At 57.5% G+C, this 16413-nt stretch carries 17 protein-coding genes; 6 read left to right on the top strand and 11 right to left on the bottom strand.

Features of this window, described 5'->3' with window-relative positions; genetic code table 11:
• From F7R26_RS27130 to F7R26_RS27140, 3 genes are all read left to right on the top strand, one after another.
• Complete coding sequence (locus F7R26_RS27130) at positions 1 to 744, top strand: hypothetical protein (protein ID WP_150986584.1); 744 nt, start codon at positions 1 to 3, stop codon at positions 742 to 744.
• 71 nt (positions 745 to 815) lie between these two features.
• On the top strand, positions 816 to 1214 hold the full coding sequence (locus F7R26_RS27135) for a DUF350 domain-containing protein (protein ID WP_150986583.1): 399 nt from the start codon (positions 816 to 818) through the stop codon (positions 1212 to 1214).
• 249 nt (positions 1215 to 1463) lie between these two features.
• Positions 1464 to 1796 carry an H-NS family nucleoid-associated regulatory protein gene (locus tag F7R26_RS27140; protein WP_043355655.1) on the top strand — a complete coding sequence of 111 codons (333 nt, stop codon included), beginning with the start codon at positions 1464 to 1466 and terminating at the stop codon, positions 1794 to 1796.
• 19 nt (positions 1797 to 1815) lie between these two features.
• Here F7R26_RS27140 and F7R26_RS27145 read toward each other — a convergent pair whose 3' ends face one another.
• From F7R26_RS27145 to F7R26_RS27165, 5 genes are all read right to left on the bottom strand, one after another.
• Entirely contained in the window at positions 1816 to 2175 is a 360-nt protein-coding gene (locus F7R26_RS27145) for a copper-binding protein (RefSeq protein ID WP_150986582.1), read from the bottom strand.
• Positions 2176 to 2240: 65 nt separating this feature from the next.
• Entirely contained in the window at positions 2241 to 2750 is a 510-nt protein-coding gene (locus tag F7R26_RS27150; RefSeq protein WP_416351366.1) for a cupredoxin domain-containing protein, read from the bottom strand.
• Positions 2751 to 2779: 29 nt separating this feature from the next.
• On the bottom strand, positions 2780 to 4081 hold the full coding sequence (locus tag F7R26_RS27155) for a multicopper oxidase family protein (protein WP_150986581.1): 1302 nt from the start codon (positions 4079 to 4081) through the stop codon (positions 2780 to 2782).
• A 2-nt stretch (positions 4082 to 4083) separates the two neighbouring features.
• Positions 4084 to 5517, bottom strand: a complete 1434-nt coding sequence (locus tag F7R26_RS27160; RefSeq protein WP_150986580.1) for a TolC family protein — start codon at positions 5515 to 5517, stop codon at positions 4084 to 4086.
• 9 nt (positions 5518 to 5526) lie between these two features.
• Complete coding sequence (locus F7R26_RS27165) at positions 5527 to 5835, bottom strand: hypothetical protein (RefSeq protein ID WP_150986579.1); 309 nt, start codon at positions 5833 to 5835, stop codon at positions 5527 to 5529.
• 167 nt (positions 5836 to 6002) lie between these two features.
• Here F7R26_RS27165 and F7R26_RS27170 point away from each other — a divergent pair, with 167 nt between their 5' ends.
• The 3 genes from F7R26_RS27170 to F7R26_RS27180 all read left to right on the top strand — a co-directional run bounded on the left by F7R26_RS27170 (position 6003) and on the right by F7R26_RS27180 (position 8760).
• Entirely contained in the window at positions 6003 to 6278 is a 276-nt protein-coding gene (locus F7R26_RS27170; RefSeq protein ID WP_193692252.1) for a hypothetical protein, read from the top strand.
• 336 nt (positions 6279 to 6614) lie between these two features.
• The gene (locus F7R26_RS27175) at positions 6615 to 7289 is read left to right on the top strand and encodes a heavy metal response regulator transcription factor (RefSeq protein ID WP_150986577.1); all 675 of its coding nucleotides are present in this window, start codon (positions 6615 to 6617) and stop codon (positions 7287 to 7289) included.
• Between the two features lie 25 nt (positions 7290 to 7314).
• Positions 7315 to 8760 (top strand): heavy metal sensor histidine kinase, encoded by a 1446-nt coding sequence (locus tag F7R26_RS27180; RefSeq protein ID WP_150986576.1) that lies wholly within the window; start codon positions 7315 to 7317, stop codon positions 8758 to 8760.
• Positions 8761 to 9416: 656 nt separating this feature from the next.
• On the opposite strand, the gene F7R26_RS27185 is transcribed toward F7R26_RS27180, so the two are convergent.
• The 6 genes from F7R26_RS27185 to F7R26_RS27210 form a co-directional block, all read right to left on the bottom strand.
• A complete protein-coding gene (locus F7R26_RS27185; RefSeq protein WP_150986575.1) occupies positions 9417 to 10283 on the bottom strand; it encodes a DUF4198 domain-containing protein in 867 nt (288 codons plus the stop codon).
• Between the two features lie 658 nt (positions 10284 to 10941).
• Positions 10942 to 12414: a 4-hydroxyphenylacetate 3-monooxygenase, oxygenase component gene (gene hpaB / locus F7R26_RS27190; protein WP_150986574.1), complete on the bottom strand. Its 1473-nt coding sequence runs from the start codon at positions 12412 to 12414 to the stop codon at positions 10942 to 10944.
• A gap of 420 nt (positions 12415 to 12834) precedes the next feature.
• Positions 12835 to 13068 (bottom strand): DUF2164 family protein, encoded by a 234-nt coding sequence (locus tag F7R26_RS27195; RefSeq protein ID WP_150986573.1) that lies wholly within the window; start codon positions 13066 to 13068, stop codon positions 12835 to 12837.
• A gap of 8 nt (positions 13069 to 13076) precedes the next feature.
• Entirely contained in the window at positions 13077 to 13946 is an 870-nt protein-coding gene (locus F7R26_RS27200) for a JmjC domain-containing protein (RefSeq protein WP_170301888.1), read from the bottom strand.
• Positions 13943 to 15622, bottom strand: coding sequence for an ATP-binding cassette domain-containing protein (locus tag F7R26_RS27205; protein WP_170301887.1), 1680 nt, complete (start codon positions 15620 to 15622; stop codon positions 13943 to 13945). The genes F7R26_RS27200 and F7R26_RS27205 overlap by 4 nt, the downstream gene beginning before the upstream one ends.
• An 86-nt stretch (positions 15623 to 15708) precedes the next feature.
• Complete coding sequence (locus F7R26_RS27210) at positions 15709 to 16401, bottom strand: glycine-rich domain-containing protein (RefSeq protein WP_150986570.1); 693 nt, start codon at positions 16399 to 16401, stop codon at positions 15709 to 15711.
• Positions 16402 to 16413: the final 12 nt, after the last annotated feature.

Raw genomic sequence — 16413 nt, forward strand, 5'->3', positions numbered from 1 at the left:
ATGGCCAAGAAGAAAGGCAAGAAGGGCGGCCAGCCGTCAAAGTACGGCAGCGCCTACCAGCCGCGGGCAAGCGGCTCCAGCCGGTCCGCGCGGTCCGGCCAGCCCGCGCTCCGGCGCAAGTCCCGCTCGCCGGCGCTATGGCTGATCGGCGCCTGCGCGCTGGCGGCCGGCGTGGCGGTGATCGGTTCATGCAGCGATGATGGCGACGACGAAGCCGTCACCGTGCGGCGCGCCAGCTATGCCTCGCAAGCCGATTGCGTGGCTGACTGGAATGCGCCCGAGGATTGCGAAGGCGTGCCGCTCGACAACATCTACGCCTCCAGCCTGGCGGATACGGCTGGCAGCGATGGCAGCAGCGCCAGCACCAGCAGCGGTGGCCATGGCGGCGGCTACTACGGCGGGTATCACGGCGGCATGGCCCGCTGGTACGGCCCGTACTACACCGAGTCCGGCACCGTCTACCACCCAGATGGCACGCAGACCCGGCGCGACATGTCGAGCGGCAACTCGCGGCCCATGGGCGTCTATGACAGCAACGGCAACCTGACCCGCGTGAGCCAAGCGCCAGGCACGCCGCATGCGACGATGGTCGAGGAGGCCACGCTGGGCCGCGGCAGTCTCGGGCGTGGCGCGGGCAGCGGCATGTCGATGCGCGCGGCCGCTGTCAGCCGGGCGCCTGCCGTGTCCTCGCGCGGCGGCTTTACCAGCCGCTTTGGCGGGTCTGGGCGCTCCGGCGGCGGCTAAGGCAGCATCGCATCCTTTCTGATCCGCTCCAAATCTGCTCCAAATCCGGTCCAACCCAACCAGGAATCCACATGACATTGCCCATGCAACCGGTCTACGCCTACCTGATCTACATTCTTTCCAGCTTCGCCATGCTGGGGCTGTTTCTAATCGTGTACACGCGGATCACGCCGCACCGCGAGTTCGAACTGATACGCCGGGGCAATGTGGCGGCGGCCTTGTCGCTGGGCGGCGCCGTGCTGGGGTTTTCTCTGACGCTCTCGGCCAGCATCCAGCACAACGCAGCCTTCTCGATGTTCGTGCTGTGGGGCTTTGGCGCGTTCGTGGTGCAGGTGCTGGCCTATGTGCTGGTGGCGCGGGCGCTGCGCGGCGTCAGCGAGGAAATCACCGCGGATAATCGCGGCATGGGTGCGCTGATGGGGGTGGTATCGCTGGCGGCGGGCATCGTCAATGCCGCGTGCCTGGCCTAGTGTCGCCGCTGCCTTGGCATGCGGGCGGGCTCCGAGAGACGGAGTGTGCACCTTGCGGTGCGTTGGCGGGATCTGAGGGCGTGCCAGGGGCCGCGCGGCAACTGGCATTAACGCTTAGGAAATGTCTGCGCCAGCAAAGGCGCAAGACCCTGTAAAATCCTGCCTCACAGGCGGCTTGACCCGCCGGATTGCCCCCCTTCCTCCGCTTTGCCGGCCATCTGTCCGGCGGCAAAGTCAATTACGAAAGTCATGTCAGAGTCTGATGAAGCCAAACTAGCCGCGGCGACGTGGGTCCGTGAGCAGATGGATCGCCACGGCCTCACGCTCGACGATTTACTCGAAGCGGGCTGTTTCGCTGCCCCCCCGGCTCCGCCGGCACCGGCTCAGGCAGTGCCAAGGGCCACGCTGGCCGTTACGCCCCCGGCCGCCGCGCCGGCGGCAGCCCCCGAGGCGGAAAAGCCAGCCCGGGCGCTTTACCGCAATGCCATGGGCCAGAGTTGGGACGGTACCGGCGAGCGTCCGGAGTGGCTGCAGCGGGCAGTCAACGCGGGGCAGACGGTCGATTTCTTCCGGGTCGGATAAACGGCGGATAAAAACCCTCTCACTTCCCCGGCGGCTGCACCACCAGCGTGGTTACCGTCAGCGCGCCGTTGGCCCGGATCACGCTGAAGCTCACGTGGTCGCCTTCCTTGACCTGACCCAGCAGGGCTGGGTCTTGCACGCGGAAGATCATTGTCATGGCGCCCATATCCAGGTTGGCGATGGGGCCATGCTTGATGGTCAGCTTGCCGGCCGCGGCGTCTACCTTGCGGATTTCCCCATCGGTCATTGGCACAGCCTCGGCTTGCGCCGCGCTGGCCGGGGCGAGAGCATTGCAGGCATCGGTGGCGGCCTGGGCCGGCAAGGCGGCGAAGGCTGCCAGTAGCGGCAGCAGCGCGAGCAGGTTCTTGCTGGGGTTCATTTGCACTCCTTCCTGGTTGGCTGGTATTGCATACAGGGCGCGGCGTCGCCGCGCCGCGAAATCGCTTAGCGCACGCTGACCTTGCCGCGCATGCCGGCGTCATAGTGGCCGGGCTGCAGGCAGGCAAAGTCCACCCGGCCACTGCGCGTAAAGCGCCACACCATTTCGCCGCGCTGGCTGGCTTCGAGCGTGACGGCGTTCGGGTCGGCGTGTTCCATCTCGGGCAGCTTCAGCATCTCGGCGTAGTGCGCCTTCAGGTCGGCCTCGGTGCCGAGTACCATCTCATGCCGGAGCTTGCCGGCGTTGCGCACCACGAAGCGCACGGTCTCACCTGCTTTGACCTGGATATCGGCCGGGCTGAAGCGCATGTTGTCGGTCATGTTCACCTGGATGGTGCGGCTCACGCTGGCCGCGTCGCCAGGCTCGCCAATCGCGCTGGCGGCGCTGGTGGCCTCGCCGGCATGATGGCCGCCGTGGTCGCCGGCGGCGAAGGCGCCGGCGCACGGGAGGGCAAGGGCGACGGCACTGGCCACCGCCATCCAGGCGGTAGCGGCGCGGGATTTCCTGTTTCGCATGTTGTCTTTCCTTTTTCTGGCTGGCGTGGTCATTGGCTGGCGCGCGGCGTGCCGGCGTATTCGAAGGCAACCGTGCCTTTGGGGTGGCGATACCAGCCGGGGTCGCGGTAATCGTTGCGGCCAAGGCCGGCGCGCACCTTGAGCACCGTGAACATGCCGCCCATCTCGATCGGCCCGAATGGCCCCTGTCCCGTCATCATCGGCAAGGTGTTGTCCGGCAACGGCATCTCCATGCCGCCCATGTCCGCCATGCCTGCCTCGCCCATCGCCATGTAATCCGGCACCAGCGCGTTCATCCGTTTGGCCAGGTCCTTTTGCTTGACGCCGATCATGGTCGGCAGCTGATGGCCCATCGCGTTCATGGTGTGGTGGGATTTGTGGCAGTGGAAGGCCCAGTCGCCGGGGTTGTCGGCGATGAATTCGATGGCGCGCATCTGTCCCACCGCCACGTCGGTGGTCACCTCCGGCCAGCGCGCGGACGGGGGCACCCAGCCGCCGTCCGTGCCGCTCACCTCAAAGCGGTGCCCGTGCAGGTGGATCGGGTGGTTGGTCATGGTCAGGTTGCCAAAGCGGATCCGCACGCGATCGCCCAGGCGTACCGGCAGGCTGTCGATGCCCGGGAACACGCGGCTGTTCCAGGTCCACATATTGAAATCCGTCATCTCGGCCACGCGCGGCGTGTAGGAGCCGGGGTCGATGTCGTAGGCCGAGATCAGGAACACAAAATCGCGATCGACCCGCATCTGCGCCGGGTCTTTCGGATGCACCACAAGGAACCCCATCATGCCCATCGCCATCTGCACCATCTCGTCGGAATGCGGGTGGTACATGAAGGTGCCGGCGTGCTTCATCTCGAACTCATAGACGAAGGTCTTGCCGGGCGGGATATGCGGCTGCGAGAGGCCGCCGACACCGTCCATGCCAGCCGGCAGGATGATGCCGTGCCAGTGCACGGTGGTGTGTTCCGGCAGCTTGTTGGTGACGAAGATCCGCACCTTGTCGCCTTCCACGCACTCGATGGTGGGGCCAGGGCTCTGGCCGTTGTAGCCCCACAGGTGCGCCTTCATGCCGGGCGCGAACTCGCGCTCGACGGGCTCCGCCACCAGGTGGAACTCCTTCCAGCCTTGGCGCATGCGCCAGGGCAGGGTCCAGCCATTGAGCGTCACCACCGGGTTGTACGGGCGGCCGGTGGCAGGCGCGAGCGGCGGCTGGGTGGCGGGGCTGGCTTGCAGCGCGGCCTCGGGCAGCACCGCGGCGCCGGCGCGCGTCACCAGCGCCGCGCCGAGCATGGTGGCGCCGGAGCCATGCAGGAATTGTCTTCGGGTAACCATGGTCATTGTCCTTTGGGCGTGGCGGGCGAGGCCGGCGAGGGCGGGGAGGCGGATGCAGGCAGAGGCAATGCGCTGCCGTCCGGCAGCCGTCCGCCGAGCGCGCCCTGCAGCTCGGTTTCGGCCACCCAGTATTCGCGCAGCGCATCCAGATAGCCGTTGACGGCGCCGACCTGCTCGCGCGCGTCGGCCAGCAGCTCGAACACGCTGACCAGCATGCCGTTGTAGCGCAGCATGCCTTCGTCGGAGATGCGCTTGCGCAGCGGCACTACCTCGTCGCGGTAATGCCGGGCGATGTCGTAGCGCGCCTGATAGCTGGCGTAGGTTTCGCGCACTTCCGAGCGGGCATTGATGGCACGCTCGGCGAGCCGGCTGGCGGCCTGCATGTAGACCGCCTCGGCCCGCGCCACGCGGGCGCCGCCCCAGTCGAACAACGGGATCTCGATGTCGATGCCGTAGCCGGTTTCGCGCGGCTTGCCGGTTTCCGAGTTGTGCAGGTAGCTCACGTCCAGCACGCTGATAAAGCGCGTAGCGCGGGTCAGGCCAAGCGAGCGCGCCAGGCTATCCAGTTGCAGCTTGCCGGCCTGCAGATCGAGGCGGCTGGCAATGGCATAGCCCTCCAGGTCCGCCATGACGGGACGCCCCTTCGGCAAGTCCGGCAGGCGTTCGGGGAGTCGGTATTGCGCGCCGGTGCCCCACAGGCCAAGCCGGCGCGTGAGCTGCTCGCGCGCGGCCAGTGCCTGCTGGCGGGTGCGGGCCAGCTGGGTCGCGGCCTCGGCGTAAAAGGCCTGCTCGCGCGCGTGGTCAAGCGCGCTGACGTTACCTGCACGCGCCAGGTCGCGGGCGAACAGCGCGCCGGTTTCGGCGGCGTTCTTGACCTGCTCCGCATAGCGCGCCGATTGCTCCGCGGCCACTGCGTTGACGAAGGCCTTGCGCGTTTCCAGCGCCTGGCGCAGCAAGGTGTCTGCCACGGCGAGCCGGGTTTGGGTAAAGCGGTCCTGCTCGATGCGGGCCGCCAGCGGAAGCACCAGCAGGTTCATCAGGCCGACGGAGATGGCGCGGTCGATCTTGAGGTCGTCGCCCTGGCGGGTGCGGCTGAAGGAGAATCCCGGGTTGGGCAGGCGCGTTGCCTGGACGTACTCGGCCTCGGAAATGCCCAGGTCGGCAAAGGCCGCCTGCAGGCCGGCGTTGTTGAGCAGCGCGATCTGCACGGCGCTGTCGGCGTCGAGCGGCTGCGCCAGCAAGGCCTGGGTGCGCTCGTAGACGGCGGCGCGGTCCTGGTCGGAGCGGACCCAGATGGCATCCTTGCCGAGGCGCTCGCGCGCGGCGGTGGCCGCGGTGCCGAAGCCACCATCGGCGGTAAATCCGGCGCAGCCGGCCAGCAGCAGGGCACAGGCCGCCGCGGCCAGTCCCGGCCGGATTGGCAATGGGAAAGACATGCGGCCTCCTTAGTGGTGGTGGCCGTGGCCGGCGGCGGCGGGCTTGGCCGCTGGTGTCGACGCGGGCATGGACATGGGCGCATTGGCGCCCGTTGCGTCCTTGCCCGCCATCGGCGTGACCTGCGCGTTGGACTCGCGCCACGGGGCGATGGCTTGCGCCTGGAACGGCACGTAGCCCGCCAGCACGTTCGGTGCCGGCAGCGGCGGCACGGATGCGCGCGGATCGAGTGGATCGGCGGCGGGCGCGCTGGACTGGGCCGACGACAAGGTCGGCCCGAGCACCAGGCAAGCCGCCGCAAGAATGCGGACGAAATGCATGACAACCTCAGTGTTCGTGGGATGCGCGAATGACGGCGCGGGGTAAGACGAACCGGGGGCGAGCGTGCGCTGGACGCACCTCGGGTGTCAGCAGCGTGCGGCGGGCGGGCGGTCGGGGGGGGGGGGAGGAAGCCGGCGTAGGTGGCCAGGGTGGCTACCGGTGCGGCATGGCCGTGGCTGGCCAGGGCGAGTTCAGGCAGGATGGTGGGCATGACGGCCCCGAGCGCGCAGGCCGAGCAGGCGCTGCAGGCGCCACCGGCGCCATGGCTGGCATGGTGATCCTGATGGTCTTGATGCTCTTGATGGGCGGGCTGGTGAGTCATGCCAGACAGGCTGGCCGTCCCGTCCGTCTGCCGGGCCGGGTCGGCCGCGTCATGGCAATGCGCGCCGGCATGGCTGCCAAGCGCGGCCTCCGCCTGCGACTTCATGGCCGCATGGCGTAACATCATCGATTCCACGGCCGGCGAATCGGCCGGCAGCACGACGGATGGCACCTGCCCCGAATGCCCCGAATGCACGGATTGCGCCGCGCTGCAGACCATCATGACTGCCGCCGCGACACCCTGTGCGGGCAGCGCGATCATGGCAAGGCACAACAGGAAGTAGCTAAGGACGCGTTTCATCGGGGCAGGGGAATCAGCAGCCGGTATTGTACCTGCATCGAAAGGTGCGGTAGCGTGACGCCAACATGACAATGCTGACATCTTCCGCCGCGGCGGGGCTTGCTCGTATAGCGTGTCGGTCTTGCAGGGCAAGTGGATGGCCCGGAGTGAATAACTATGCGCATATTGATTGTCGAAGACGAACCCAAGGCAGGTGACTACCTGCGCAAGGGCCTGAGCGAATCCGGTTTCGTGGTGGACCTGGCGCGCGATGGCGTGGACGGCCTGGCCCACGCACGCGGGCAGGAGTACGACCTTATCGTGCTGGATGTCATGCTGCCGGGCATGGATGGCTGGCAGGTGCTCCAGGAACTGCGGCGCGAGCGCGATACGCCGGTCCTGTTCCTCACCGCGCGCGATGCGCTTCCGGACCGGCTCAAGGGCCTGGAGCTGGGCGCCGATGACTACATGGTCAAGCCCTTCGCCTTCGCCGAGCTGGTCATGCGCATCCGCACCATCCTGCGGCGTGGCCCGCTGCGTGAAAGTGAGCTGATCGAAGTGGCGGACCTGCAGATCGATACCGTCAAGCGCCGCGTCACGCGCAATGGCCAGAAGCTGGAACTGACCTCCAAGGAGTTCGCGCTGCTGCAACTGCTGGCGCGCCGCAGCGGCGAAGTGCTGTCGCGCTCGCTGATTGCCTCCCACGTCTGGGACATGAATTTCGACAGCAACACCAATGTGGTTGATGTCTCCATCCGCCGGCTGCGTGCCAAGGTCGACGATCCCTTTCCCGCCAAGCTGATCCACACGCGCCGCGGCATGGGCTACGTGCTGGAAGAGGAATCCCGGTGAGCCGGTCCATGTCAGGGGCCGCCGCTTGATCCGCGCCGTACTCCGCCTGCCGGCATCGCTCACGGCACGGCTGGCGCTGGCCTACGGCGCCGCCACCGTGGCTATCCTGGTGGCCGTTGGCACCTACCTGGCAAGCGCGCTTGCCGCCCAGTTGCAGGATCGCGACGAGAGCGAGCTGGTCAGCGAAGTGCTGCTGGTGCGCCATCTGCTGCGCGAGGTGGGCTCGGAGGCGGAGATCCGTGCCGACACGCATCGCTTCGCCGATCTCGCACTGGGCCATGAAGGATTGATCCTGCTGGTGCGTGGCAGCGGCGGCGAGCCGCTGGTCACCCTGAACCCGCGCCATGAGCCGGTGCCGGCATTGCCAGTCCTGCCCGCGGCCACACCGCCCGACAAATCCCAGCTGCATACCTGGTATCCCCGCAATGGCGTCGCCTCGCGCGGCATCTCCGCGCTGGGGCAGTTGGGGGATTCCGAGCGCGCGGTCGAGATCGTGGTGCTGCGTGATGCCGGGTACCGCGTGGCGCTGATGAAGGCCTACCAGACGCAGATGCTGTGGGCAACGCTATGCGGCGCAGCGGTCGCGGCGGGGCTGGGATACCTGCTGGCCAGGCGTGGCCTGCGCCCGCTCAGGCGCATGGCGCAGGACGCTTCCGCCGTCACCATGAGCCGGCTCGCCACGCGGCTCGATGCCGGCCAGGCGCCCACCGAGCTGCGCGCGCTTGTCGCCGCGCTGAACGACATGCTGGCACGGCTGGAAGACGGCTTCCATCGGCTCTCCGAATTCTCTGCCGACCTGGCGCACGATTTTCGTACGCCCATCAGCAACCTGATCGGCCAGACCCAGGTCACGCTGGGCCATAGCCGCCCGGTGCAGGAGTACGAGAACCTGCTGGAATCCAACCTGGAAGAATACGAACGGCTGGCCCGCATGATCGAGAACATGCTGTTCCTTGCGCGCGCGGACCATGCCCAGGTGGCCATGAAGATGCGAGAGCTGGACGCGCGCGCGGAGCTGGACAAGGTTGCCGAGTACTACGAAGCCGTGGCGGCGGACCGCGACATCAAGGTGCAACTTGCAGGCCAGGGCGCCGTGCGTGCTGACCAGACGCTGCTGCGGCGCGCGGTGACCAACCTCGTCGACAATGCCTTGCGGCATGCGCCCGCGGGCAGCGCCGTGGACATCCGGGTAGTGGCGGACACCGCCGCTACCCGGATCCAGGTGAGCAATGGTGGCGCCGGCATTGCCGCCGAGGCGCTGCCGCATGTGTTCGGGCGTTTTTACCGAGGCGACCCCGCGCGCAGCAATTCGGCGGGTTCGACCGGCCTTGGGCTGGCCATCGTGGATACGATCATGCGGCTGCATGGGGGCAGTGTGAGCATGCGCAGCCGGCCCGGCGAGACGGTGGCGGAGCTGGAGTTTCCGACGCAATATGCCGGGTCCGCGGCAGACTCGACACGCAGGGGTTAGGAGCCACCGCCTTCAATGTGGCGAAAATCAGGAAACTTCGGTTCTATCAAATTGGAGTCGGAGGCGATGGCTTTGTACTCGGCGCAGAGGTGGAACGCCTTCTCGATCAGAGCCCAATTACAGTGATGGCGCGCCCGGCGCTACAACGGGCGTTGGCGCTGGTTTGGAGGATGGCGACACTGTGTCAGCCCGCTGACTAGTGTACCGGCCTCGCACATCACGGCCCCGCGCCTATACTGGCGGCGCTGGCGCATCGATAACCTGATTCGGCGTCTCAAGTCGGTGCTCAACAGTAAAATCCGTTTGTTGAGTCAGCCACGCGCACGCTCCTGGCCTTCGGCGCGGTGGCGCTCAGCTGAGTGTGATCGCCACCGCGGTGTGAATCCCACATGAGTTGGATACAAGCGAAATCGAACTCTCACCGTATGCGGATATCAGGGCGACCTACGCTGACATGATCATCGCTGTCCTAGCCGAACTCCGGCGTGCCTATGATCGACCCACGCCGAGCCAGCTTTACCGGGCCGCGAGAAAATTGGTGGCTCGCGTTGCCCCCGCGCGCTTCGCAGAACATCCGCGTGGAGCCAAGCGCCAAGACGATAGGCTAGGTTGCCCTGGCTGCGAGGCGCGATGCCACTATTCGACCATGCTTGTCCTCAAGGCTGGACGTGCCGCTTGATCACCGGAGGGGTGGGTCTTAAGGGCAGCACCTCGAACGTGGCCGTGTAAGTCAGGATGCGCTCTTTGGCTTTCGGGATGGTGGTTTTGTCGTCAATCGCCTGGGCGTCCAGCAAGTAGAACCCAGCCTCAGGCCAATCAACAGAGAACTGACCCGCGGTATCGGTGATGAACTCACGCGCTTCCACTCTGTCACGCCACTGCATGCCTCCACGTGTGACTGTCACCAAGACTTTGGCAGCGGGCTTTCCATCGATCAGAAACACGAATCGAGATCCATTCCCTTTGACTCGAAAAGTCGACGCGTCCGTTTCCACAAACCCCAACTCGAGTCCAGAGCCAACAGGGGCTACGTCCGACGGCTGACCGACGGTCACGAAAGTCTCATTTCGGTGAAGGCGCTCAGTCAAAACAACAAACTCCGCATCCGCCGGCAGTTTGCTAAGGACTTGCTCAACAGTGCCTCGAATACTTTCATCTCGACCATTCTTACCCTTCCAAGTGGCAGATATCTCTTTGACCGCAACGCTCACTCTATAGGTGCCGATTTGTCGAAAATACAGATCAAAAACGCTGCGTCTTCTTAATTTAAAAGAATTGATAGTATTGATTTTTTTTCCATCCGGTGCTGTTATCGACAAATTATCCAGACGCATAGGTAGTTTGTCCGCAACAAAAAGTGATTTTGATATAGCCGCATCAAATGTAATTACACCGGGGCCATAAATAATCGACGTGCTAGGTAATATCCAACCAGTTTCCCCGTGAGCGCAGCTAGACGCAAAGGACGCACAAAGAATGAATGCAGATAGAGCACGGATAAACCGAAAAGCGGCGTAAACCATACTGACCTTTATTTGTAGTGGCAAAGAAACCGAACATCGTCAACACACATATAGTGTTACTTGAGCATCGGACTTCGGACGACGAGAAATCCGGAGGAGGAGATAGATAGGGCAGCGCCGGTGGAGATAACCGTACCACCCACACACGGTAGACAGTCTGGCGCCGACAGCGAATATCGCAAGCACCGGCAGGCCCTAGGGCGTTAAAATTCCGTCCTGTCAGTTCGCTAAGAAGGAGCATGCCGCCGAACGCCGCGACCTGAAGCTGATCGAGAGTTCCAACGCTGGCCGGTGAATTTGCTTAGCTGACGCCGCTTGAATAGCTCTACGGTACGCGCTGTTGACCCAGAACGCGCCAGAATTTGCAGGATTCACGCCTCGAATTCGCCGTCTCCATGCAATTCCAGTCAATGGATTATTTCGTAACTGCTTTACTCCACCAAACTTTACGGATTGCTCGGAGCGGATTACCCAGACGCGATCGACGACCGTTAGGAGAATTACACAACTGACCTCTTCTCGGGTCTAACCAAGGAAGCTGTGGAGAGCGGATCGTTCATCCGTTTGGAAGAGAAAACTCGCTGAGTGAGTCGATTTTGTATTGTGGGATCCGCCTCGGCGTCAAAAAATATGCAGCCGATATGCATCGGTTTCAAGCCTAAACACCATTATCGCGGATAAAATTATTAACTCGTTCCATCAACTCAGAGCATTTATTATTCCGAAATATACGTGTTGCCATGTGCACAGGATCACCAAAGAAAAATCTTTCATATAGTACCTGTCGGCCCGCAAACGCAGAAACCGAGGCATCCCAAGCCAACCGGTACAAATCAATCTTCTCAGCTGCCTCCAGTCTTACACTTTGAAAATACTTATCAATTTCATCACGTAATGGCCCATCCAAATCCTCACTCGTTGGCAAAGTAACCAGGCCACTGGCTCCTATTTGTTGAACTATCTCCACCATCCTAGGGTATAGGCGAGGAAACATAAATCTAGCCGCTTCCAATGGGCTCCAATCCGGAACAAGCATACCAAAATCATTTAATCTTGCCCCAGCCTCAGATGCGGACTTGAAAGCCTTCATCGCCTGCCATCCGGCCCAAATTTCGGCCATTTTCTCATGAATGTGCTGAAATGCCTCCAACCCAGATCCGCGTATCATAAGTGAGATCAATCCCAAAAAGAACTCGATCTTGACTATATTCTTGCATACAACCTGGTATGTAACGTGTGCGGTAGCCCCAGTGGCATCGTAAAATTGATTACAAACATCTATATCACGATAACAAAAAACTCTTTCCCAGGGAATAAAAGCACTGTCAAATAGCGCTACTGCATCCATCTCCTCATATCTCGCACTGAGTGGATGATTGTTGCGACCGAGTCCGTAATCAATCGAATCACGACAAATGAATTTTAACCCCTTGCAATTGGTAGGCAGCACAAAAGCAAATGCGTAATCCTTAGATGCATCCGATACATCCATCAGCCGCGCCGGGAAAACTGCGATTTCATCAGCAAAAGGAAGAGTTGCCACTAGCCGAGCCCCGGTAACAAAGATGCCGGAATCTGATTCCTTGGTTACGTGGGCCGCTACTGTTGGATCATGTTGAAAAGCAGGTCCGACTCGACGATTTACCCTGGGATTCAATATTGTGTGCGTTAGAGAAAGATCGTTGTCGCGAACAAATCTGAAATATTCCTTAATATTATTCGAAAAAATCTTACCGCCAATATCGAAAAAATCAGCGCTTCCAGCGAATGAGGCAATTGACCTGTTTAAATAAGCGGGCTCTCGGCCAAGCATACCTTGGCTAAACTTCGCGCTAGTGAGAAGCGCCTTGCCTAATGCAAAGAGGTCGCTCTTTTCTTTTGGAATTGAAAACGATCGGCTCACCTTCTTACCATCAAAGGTCTCAAGCATCCGATCACTGTGACTCCATTGATAATCATATAGTGCAGCCAGAGTCTCTACGCCATTTCTGATAGGCTCAAAATTACGAACATTCTCGACCAGCTTACCCTGATACCAAAGTTCCGGAGGACGGCGTTCAAGGTGCTGCAGAAAATCAGAGCCTTTTCTTGCCCCTCCATAATTACCGTTGAAAGCCAAGACGTTTGACATAGATTGACCATCTCCATGGCGCATATGCGTCATCGTTACGCTTCGCTAGCCTGATCGAAATCCTCGATACACAACGACGCGATCTGCCAGCGTTCCTCGATAATTAGCCACAGTTCAAAGAAATTACATTGACTAACGATCTCTCCGTTTCTCTTGAAGGAGGCGGATCCAAAGATAGTGGACCAGCCATTATGTTCTCGAATTTCGATAATTGATTCTCTAAACTCTACTCCCTCTTGTTTTTTTGTGGGAAATTTAGATCTACTTCTTTTTATATAGGATATTTGTTCAGATTTGGATATAAGTTCTTCGCCTCTTTTGATGAAGAATGAAGGGGACTCCAAATATGAGAGCCAGTCCACCTCACCATTTAGATAAGCGTCAATCCAAACCTCCCTTATTTGTTTTAGTAAATATTTACTATTCATGCTGAAGCAACAAATCAAGTTGTTCAGATATATCTGACAGTTTTCTATCCAACAAACGCTGAGCGTCTTGCACGCCTTCATTGTACGCATGGGCTCTCACCAATTTGTACAATTTTTCCCCGAATGGAACAACTTCCATATTTCCAACCGAAATTTCCAATTCACTTTTAAGTAGTTCGCGGACTTCTGAGGAGAACTTAATTAAATCAAATTTATAACTATCCATGGTGTATCCTAAAATTTTGGGAGATTGAATTTTTGGCGCTTGTCGAGACGTTGTTCGCGCAGTCTCGAAAGGAAGCTCTCCATTTCTAAATCTCGTATCGCTTCAACCAACCGATCTTTAAATTCGCGAGCCTCAACCAAGGTATTCGAATAATCTATTTTATCTCGGAAGAATCTGTCTTTGGCAAGTTCATCGTAAATTAATTCAAAGGCGTCTAGCTTTCTAGCAAAATCCAGACCAATCGTCACATGCATGGAGATTTCAGTTACCGTCTCGACATCGTGCCAATAGCCAAACGGCAGATACAGGCCATCCCCAGCGGAAAGCACGTGTTCTCTCAGTGGCTTGCCCTTGGGTGATGTCAAGTGGAAGCTCTTGTCCCCCCGGTTTGGCGCGTGATACGTAGGAGGATGAATCGACCATCGTTTACTACCGTGAATTTGTATTGCGAAGATGTCATGGTCGTCAAAATGGCAACCAAATCCACTTGGCCCCTTCGGAGAAACATACAGGTTAGCCCACGCCTGACAGCATAAAGTAGAACTTATTTCACTAACCAGAGATCTAACCCCAGGAAGAAACGCTTCGCACCGATCAATTATTACCGCACATCCATCCCGCATTGTCTTATGAATGACTCCAGGAACGAGCTGGGGTCGCCTCTCGCCTCTCTCCGAAAATGAATAGCGCAAAAATCCGCTATAGCTTTTGCTATATTCATTATTTGCGCCGATAATCCTTACTCTTGGGTAATCAATTATCCCGCTAGACAAAAGGGAATTAATTTCGCTCCATGTTGTAATCTCTTCGGTCGCAGGAGATTCAAAAATGTAAGGTCTGATATGCAACTCATCGGTCAGGAAATTAAGAGAATTCAAAATTTTTCCTCCAAGTTTGAAATATAAACTCTTCCCCCTTTTTCTTCCATGGTGTGCTGATTAATTTTGGAGTTATGGCCAAAGAGCGGTTCCGGGCGCTGATGCATTATCACAAAGATGCACATCTCGCACGCCAAGCTCACTATGGTGCCCGCGAGCTCATAAGCCATTTCTTCGTCCAGTCCTGAAAATGGTTCGTCAAGTATCAGAATTTCACAATCTTGCAGCAATCCCCTAGCTATAACTAGCCGTTGCCGCTCTCCTCCGGAGAGAAGTCCTCCCTTCTCTCCAACTACGAATTCAAGGCTGTTGCTGAATTTTCCCAATCCGACCTTTGAAAGAGATTCAACGATTTCATTCTGCGTTGCGTTGCTTTTTCCATACCGTAAATTCTTAATTATTGATTCGTTAAAAATGGTGTTGTCCTGGGAAACATAACCAATTTTTTCCAGAAGGATATCTGCCTGTATGCCGCTTGAATCCATACCATTAATAAGCAATTGCCTCGCCGAAGCACGAAGTTCCCCGCGCATCGCGCGCGCAGCGGTACTCTTGCCGATGCCGCTGGTTCCTCGTAAGGTATTTATCATTCCATAATTGAGGCTGATTGATCCATGTATTGACGGTGTGTTGTCTGCGGAAACATCGGAAGCCATAAATTCTTGAAATGAAAATATATAGTTTTTTGCGCCAAAGATCGGAGGGGCGGCGCCCGAATTGGATTTTTCTTTAATTTTCAGGCCGTCGGAAATCCGCATAATGTCGATTCTGGCGCTTAGGATGCTGCGATAATTGAATCCGAGTGTATTGATTTGGACTATTAATTGCGCCAGGCTGGTTGCTAGCATAATGATAACGCCAATCGAGGTTGATCCTTCTTGATAGTATGCGGTTAGCAAAAAGAAGGACGCAGATAGGCAAATTACAGCAGAAAAAGAACTATCGAAAAATAATTTCCTGGAATTGAAATTCTTCCTGCCTTCTAGTTTTGAAAGCAAGATCTCATGTTGGTTAACTCTATTTTTCCGAACATCCGGGGATATTACGCCTGAGTTTATAAAGCTATCGTGCATAAAAGCAGCGCATTCGGCATCTGACTGCGCAATTTCTTTCATGACTGGCATTCTCTTTCTTGTCGATTTGATAACAAATGCTGAATAAAATATGGCGAAGAAAAGTAAAAGAAGTCCCGCCTTCGCGCCTATAAAAAAAATGGCAAATAGAGTGATGGATATGACATCTAAGGTTATGGATAGAAGTGATCTTAATGTGTTGTTTAATAGAGTTCTAACTGAAGCGACGGCTTCCTGCATTTTTTTTTGGTATTCTCCTGAATTTTTTAGCTTGGAGCTGCCGTAGTCTAAGCCAACAACGTACTCATACCAGCTCTTTCGAATGTCACTCTCAATTTTGTTTGCTAGCCTATTTGATATCAATGCGCCGCTAGCGCCCGTAATTGGAAGGAGAAATCTTTGCAGTGCGAACAAGGATATAAAAGGAAATAGTACGCTGGATGATCCTTTTTGTAGGCCATCTGTAAGCCATTTCAGCATAGCTCCGAACGATGTGTTCAATATCGCAGTTAGGCATGCTAAAGTGACTACGCTAAAGAAGTGGTATTTATAGCGAACCAATAGCAGCAAAAGGTAATGTGATGCATTCGTTTTTTCTTCCAATTGTCGACTCCGCGGCTTATTTCCCCCAAGATCCATGTGAAATTTCACAAGATCTTGGGCGTCACACTTAATCTCTGTCGAGAGTTTTAGGTATAAAGGTTGCCTGAATTGCATGTGCAGTACATTCCACAACTACTGCCGCCACAGTACATTGATGGGGATGTCTGCTGAATTAGGCAATTAATTAGCTCGCCGGCCGTCATTTTATCTGCAGTTTTCTGCTCGATTGGTGAGCCCAGTTTATCTAAATCCCCGTGATAAACCGGTCGCTGCAGCATGTTAACCTTATCTGGAGAGTATTTGTTGCCATAGTGAACATACCATTTTTTTAATGTGTAGAAGCCGAAAGTCGATATAATGACTTGGATTTGTTTTTCCAGTCTGTCGCGCTTATATTCGTTTAACGTTATCCCGTTTTTTGACAGCGTTTTGATTTTCTGTGTCAAGTGTTCGGAGCAGAATGGTATATGATGCAGCATCTTTCCAAAGAAGCGATTGCAAAATTTCTCGTAATCACTGGTGAATAGAATGAAATGGTGCCACATTTTATCTATCATTAAAAGTGGCTCATCAATTTCTAGTTCCATGCATTGTTTTTGTGCGTAATGTGACACATAAAGAAATTTCTTCATCTCCGAAAATATGTCGAGAGCTTCCTTGTCGTCAATATCCCACTCGTCTCTAAATTTACCGATAACTCCTTCATGTTGATATCGATCCAATTCATCTGGATACAAAAAATTATCAACGCTGCTCCCAATATTCAAAATCGCGCTCATATTGCCTCCTAT

Origin of the sequence: Cupriavidus basilensis (assembly GCF_008801925.2) — a bacterium.
Classification (GTDB): Bacteria; Pseudomonadota; Gammaproteobacteria; order Burkholderiales; family Burkholderiaceae; genus Cupriavidus; species Cupriavidus basilensis.